Below are 5,535 nucleotides of genomic sequence, written 5' to 3' on the forward strand. Positions count from 1 at the left end.
TGCCTCACAAACAGGGCGAACCTCTCGACGACAAAACCGAAGGCCATAATCGCGATGCTCGTCCTTATCCACGCAAGGAAGGTCCGCTCGTTCGCCATGTGAACACGGCGATTCCGCACCTTTCCGGATTCTCTCTCTTCCATCACCTTCGGCAAAGGGTGGCCCCCCTGGAACGGACAATGCTGACCATGAGTATTCTTGCGACAAGGGTGCCGAGCAAGGACTTTCCAACATCTTTATTCCTGTACCTGCCTGTCCCAAACACGACGAGAGAAAGCACCACCAATGTCAGCCCGTTGCCGAAGAAGTCTATGACAGGATTGGCGACGTGGAGGAACGCGTAGAAGAGCGGCTTTGTTTGAAGAAGGTCCTTCAACCACATAACAAGGGCATGATCGAGGAATAGAAGACAGAGGGGAAAGATGAACAGGCCGATGACCACTCCTTCCGCGTCCCTGTGGATGGAAAAAAGAATTCTATATCTTCCCTGAGAGATGGACTCTTCTTTCAAGAAGCGCATATCTGCCGTCCTCTTCTAGGACCTGAAAGCCCAGTTCCTTTAACATTTCAACGTCCTTCATTCTTGAGATAGCGACAACGTTTACGTTCTCCTCGACAAGGGGCACGACTTCATCACGGCTGCCAGCGCCTATGACCTTGTGACCTGAATAGAAAACAATGCTCGGATTGTTCATCCCATAGGCGATGAGCCTGCCGCCGTCCTGTAATCGCTGTTTTGCCTGAAGACTGTATCGGTAAAGCGTCCCCTGCACATAGTTACTGGCAACAGGTATCGCCCCAAAAGAGAGAGACAAGAGGAAACATACGACAATGGCGGCTACGCTGTAATACGAGGTCTTCCGGCTCACGAAGGCATAGAAGGATGTCACTGCCAGGGCAAAAAGGATGAGAGCTGCTGAAAAAGTCCAGTCGAGGCCATGAATCCCGATCTCTGTCAGGTAGGTCCTCGATACTAAGAGGCCGACAGCAAGGAGCAGAGACGTAACAACAATAAAGATCCCTGCATGGTATCTCATCCTTGTTTCCGCCAGAACGCCGGCAGATGACAAGCCCGAGGAGACGAGGATCGCCACAGCCGGGATGGAGGGAAGGATGTAGTTTGGGAGTTTCGTCGTGGCCAGCGAAAAGAAGACCATGACAAAGGCAGCCCACAAAAGAGCGAAAACGAGCAACGAGTGCCGTCTAATGGGTGATGAGCCTTCTCCTTCTGTCTTCAACCTGCGCAGATCCTGTAAAGCATTCTTTATCCCTGCCGGCAGGAACGCGACCCACGGGAAAAATCCTATGATGAGCACCGGTATATAGTAATAGAATGGTCCACGGTGTCCTGATATAACACCGGTGTACCGCTTGAAATGGTGCTTTATGAAAAATTGCTGGATAAAGTCATCCCCGTTCACCGAATATTGAGCAATGTACCAGGGCGCCGACACAACAAGGAAGAGAATAACCCCTTTTACACTGAAGACCTTCCCAATGCCTTTCGTCCCCTCTGTCGCGAGGAGGTAGATCATGGAAATAGCGAAAGGGAAGAGGATTCCTATCAGTCCCTTTGTCAGAAAGGCAAGACCTGAAAAGAGGTAAAAGCCGGAAAGATACCGGTCCCTTCCTTTCTCTTCAGTGACGGAAAGGTAGAAGGAAATCAGGGAAAGCGTTATGAAGAGTGTCAAGACCATATCTGTCACAGCAGCGTGAGAGTACACGAGGAAGTACAGGGAAAGGGTGAACGAGAGGGATGCGGCGAGCGCAGTCTCTTCGTCCCTGAAACGCCGTACGAACAAGAATACCGAGAGGACGAGGACTGATGAAGCAAGGGCAGAGGGGAACCTTGACGAGAATTCGCTGATGCCGAGGACTCTATACGGCACAGCCATCAGCCAGTAAAAGAGTATGGGCTTGTCATAACGGTTCCGGCCGTTATAGGTCGGTGTTATCCAATCCCCGCTCTGGACCATCTCCTTTGTCGCCGTCGCAAAAACAGCCTCATCAACATCAAAGAGTGTCACTGAACCGAGCCTGAAAAAAGAGAGGAAGAGAGACAGGGCAATGACAAGAAGAAAGAGTCGTGACATGAACGGGCAGCTACGACTTGTCTATCTTCCCCTGCTCTTTTGGCGGCTCTTCCTCGAGTCCTTTCTTGAATCCCCGTATAGCCTCACCAAGGCTCTTGCCGAGGGAGGGAAGTTTGCTCGGCCCAAAGACCACAAGGGCGATTATGAGAACAACCATCAATTCAGGCACACCCATACCAAACATATTGCCTCCTCCTTTTATCCTTACACTTTATCATACCATCATGAGGAGGGATTTTACGACAGCGAACTCTGCAGAAGATTCTACCCCTGTACCACAAGAACGGGGCACGGCGCGTAACCGATGACCTTTTCCGTCACGCTTCCCATGAGAAGCCTCTTCAGTCCTGTCCTGCCGTGAGAGCCCATGACGATGGCATCAGCCTTCTGCTCCCTTGCTACGCCCGTTATTGCCTCATAGGTCTCGGCTTCTCTCACAAAAGTCTCTGTTCTAACCCCTTCTGCCTCTGCCAGCCTCTTCACATCATCGACATATCCCTTTGCCTTATTGACCATGTCATCAACGGCCTCCGGGGCTTCTGCGTAAAATTCTGCAGGTACATCCACAATGGAGATCGCGAGCAGGCTCCCTCCGTAGGATCCGGCGAAGTCTATGGCCCTTTCAGTGGCAGCCTTGCTATATCTCGATCCGTCAGTAGCAACGAGGATCTTTTGCCATCCCACGGTTGTTCCTCTCGGTACAACGAGGACGTCCCTTCTGCTGTGACCGATGACTCTCGCAGTCACGCTGCCGATAAGAGCCCTTTCGAGGCGGCGGACCCCCCTCCTCCCCATAACGATGAGATCGCAGTTCTCCCCTTCGACGAGGTCGACAATTCTCTCGTAGGGCTCTCCTTCTTCACAGACTGTCTTAATGAGAGCCCCTTCTGCCCTTGCAAGATCAGAGGCCTCTGAAAGGGCCTGCTCACAGGGCTGCCTCAGGGCCGCCTTGATGTCCCTCACCCCGACAAGTTCGAGCTCTCCTTCGTAGGATGGAACAACGGAGACGACGGTTATCCAACTTTTCTCGCTGCTCGCGAGCTTGAACGATTCTTTCAGGGCATGAATGCTCGATTCGGAACCGTCAAGGGCGACGAGTATCTTCCGATATCTTCCCACAGCTGTCCTCTCCTCGCCATCTTAGCGGAGATTGTTATCCGCTTCTCGGCAAAATGCTATGTCGGTCCCGTGAGTTCATCAGTCAGCCTTCCGTTGCATAACATTCTTTTCCAGGAGGGCAGGCATGGTGAGAAGCCTTATATCGCGATACCTTAAAGGTTGCCGACCGCTGCCGAGTGCTCAATGCGGGAAATCACTTTCGGTCGGAGTCACTTTCGAGAATCTCATCGCTCGTACAGGGCTTCGATTCATGCCTGCCTATAAGCTGCTCGCAACACCAAGGCTATGTGGGCTATATCTTACCATGCTCCAGGACTTCCCGTGCACTTTCGCGCTCGGCGCGGCGACCCTGCCACATGGCACGAAGAACAATAAAGGCGCCGAGAGCCAGGGCGAAGATCATGATCGCAAAACTCGTGTTCTTTAACACCTTCACCGTACCCCCTCCAATGGTCTGAATCAAGCCGAGTTGTGACAGATAAACCGGCACCATCAAACCACGGCTGAAGAGCACGATGACCATGATGACCCCCATGACGACCTTTATCATGAAGGGTTTCACATAGGTGGTCCCAATGGCTCCCAGCTGTATGCCGAACAAAGAACCTCCGAGGATAATCATGGCCAGCCTTATATCGACAAGACCATGGAGGGCGTACTTCAGGGACCCGCCGACACCCATGACAAAGGCGATGACCAGCTCAGTTGCCGATGCCATAAGGCTCGGGGCGCCAAGGACATAGATCATTGAAGGCACGCCGATGAAGCCGCCGACAGCGATTGTCGCAGCGAGCATACCCGTTGCAAAACCGAGAGGGATCGTGAAGAGCACCGAAACCCTGGCATTCAGGCTCTTGAAGTAAACCATGGTTCCGGGGATATTGATCGACTGTACCCACCGTGCCAGTTTCGTCACCTTCTCCTCTGCATGCGCATCTCCCGATTTATACGTCTTCCATGCGTCGCGTAACACAAAAATGCCGACGACGGCCAATATGACGACAAAGGCAACGCTCACATAAAGGTTCGACCCTGCATCTCCGAAGGTCTTCTTAATATTCTCCTGGATATGCGCACCATAGAGGACTCCTGCCTCTGCGGAGATACCAAGGACGATACCGAGTTTTACATCGACCTGACCGTACTTGGCTCGCTTCATAGCGCCGACGAGGGCCTTCGGAAACTTGTGGCACATGTTGCTCGCGACTGCCACGAGTCCCGGCACGCCAAGGCTCATCATGCCCGGTGTGAGAACAAAGGCACCGCCTGAGCCGATAAAACCGCTGACAAGACCGCCGACAAAACCGACAAGAAAGAGATAGGTGATATTTACTGCGTCAAGGTTGATAAAATTGGCCGCTGCCTGAGCTATATCGTGCATGTTACCTCACCTCCCTTTTCTTCTTTGCGGCCTCGATGCCGAGGACGGTCCAGAAATGACCGGTAAAGGAGCCATGGACAAAGGAGAAAATAAATGCCGTCGCTATCGGCAGGAGTGCGAAGAACCCGCCTTTTGCAAAACTGCCGTTAATAGTCTCCTGATTTGTGAGAAGCGCCCCATAGAGCGCCGCTGATACAATCCCCATCGCTATCATCTTTCCGATGGGCTTCTTTTTCTTACTGCCGTAACTGTTTGCCACCGCGTTCCTCCTTGTTATTATGTTCTTGCGTTCTTGAGTCTCCGCAACATTGTTTACCCTTTCACTCCGTCCGCTACCACGACCAAAGGACACTTCAGCTTCTGCCATGCCTCGGAAAGCCTTTTGCTTTTGCCCGCGCAATCAACATCGAGATTGTCAGAGGATTCGGTAACGGCAAAAAGTATCTCCTTGTTTGAACTCGTGTAATCGATAATCTCCTTCTTGAGACAGCCCTTCTTCTGCGTCAGCCTGAAACCGATCCCTTCCTTCTCGAGCTCCGTTAGGCACTCCTGAAGGGTCGGATCAAGAGTCTCTTCGGGAGAGATATAGAGAACATCGAGATTGGCCCCTATCCTTTTACAGGTATTTACTGCGTATCTGAAGGTCTTCCTGTCCATCTGATCTCTCCTTAGCGCCAGCAACACCTTCCTTTCCTCCTTGAGAAAGGACCTCGCCGTCTCCGTCTCTCCCTCTTCTGCAAAGGAGATCGCCGACATGAGGTCTTCCATCTTCTTTTTCAAGCCGCCCATAATGGAACTGTTACCTCTTTGCTCCAGGAGCAGAGATTCTCGCCGTCTTCCGGGCGATCGGGGCATCGCGCTTCTCATCTCTCCTCTTTTCCCTCATGATCTCCCTGGCAGTATCAAACTCACCAGCCTCAGCAAAGGTTATTGCTGAAAAGA

8 protein-coding genes are annotated in these 5,535 nt (G+C 52.2%); all 8 read right to left on the reverse strand.

What is annotated here, in order from left to right; all coding sequences use genetic code 11:
- A partial coding sequence (locus VFG09_02270) for a DUF202 domain-containing protein (protein ID HET6513957.1) occupies positions 1 to 143 on the reverse strand: 143 nt, incomplete at its 3' end.
- Positions 143 to 520: a hypothetical protein gene (locus VFG09_02275; GenBank protein HET6513958.1), complete on the reverse strand. Its 378-nt coding sequence runs from the start codon at positions 518 to 520 to the stop codon at positions 143 to 145. The genes VFG09_02275 and VFG09_02270, both read right to left, overlap by 1 nt.
- Positions 477 to 2,093 carry a glycosyltransferase family 39 protein gene (locus VFG09_02280; protein ID HET6513959.1) on the reverse strand — a complete coding sequence of 539 codons (1,617 nt, stop codon included), beginning with the start codon at positions 2,091 to 2,093 and terminating at the stop codon, positions 477 to 479. Before VFG09_02280 ends, VFG09_02275 begins: the two co-directional genes overlap by 44 nt.
- Positions 2,094 to 2,103: 10 nt before the next feature.
- Positions 2,104 to 2,277: a twin-arginine translocase TatA/TatE family subunit gene (gene tatA / locus VFG09_02285; GenBank protein HET6513960.1), complete on the reverse strand. Its 174-nt coding sequence runs from the start codon at positions 2,275 to 2,277 to the stop codon at positions 2,104 to 2,106.
- Positions 2,278 to 2,357: 80 nt separating this feature from the next.
- A complete protein-coding gene (locus VFG09_02290; protein ID HET6513961.1) occupies positions 2,358 to 3,212 on the reverse strand; it encodes a universal stress protein in 855 nt (284 codons plus the stop codon).
- Between the two features lie 292 nt (positions 3,213 to 3,504).
- A complete protein-coding gene (locus VFG09_02295) occupies positions 3,505 to 4,593 on the reverse strand; it encodes a sulfite exporter TauE/SafE family protein (GenBank protein ID HET6513962.1) in 1,089 nt (362 codons plus the stop codon).
- 1 nt (position 4,594) lies between these two features.
- A complete protein-coding gene (locus VFG09_02300) occupies positions 4,595 to 4,852 on the reverse strand; it encodes a hypothetical protein (GenBank protein HET6513963.1) in 258 nt (85 codons plus the stop codon).
- A gap of 53 nt (positions 4,853 to 4,905) precedes the next feature.
- Positions 4,906 to 5,382, reverse strand: coding sequence for a hypothetical protein (locus VFG09_02305; GenBank protein ID HET6513964.1), 477 nt, complete (start codon positions 5,380 to 5,382; stop codon positions 4,906 to 4,908).
- Positions 5,383 to 5,535 lie beyond the last annotated feature (153 nt).

Source organism: Thermodesulfovibrionales bacterium (genome assembly GCA_035686305.1).
In the GTDB taxonomy this organism is placed as follows: Bacteria; Nitrospirota; Thermodesulfovibrionia; order Thermodesulfovibrionales; family UBA9159; genus DASRZP01.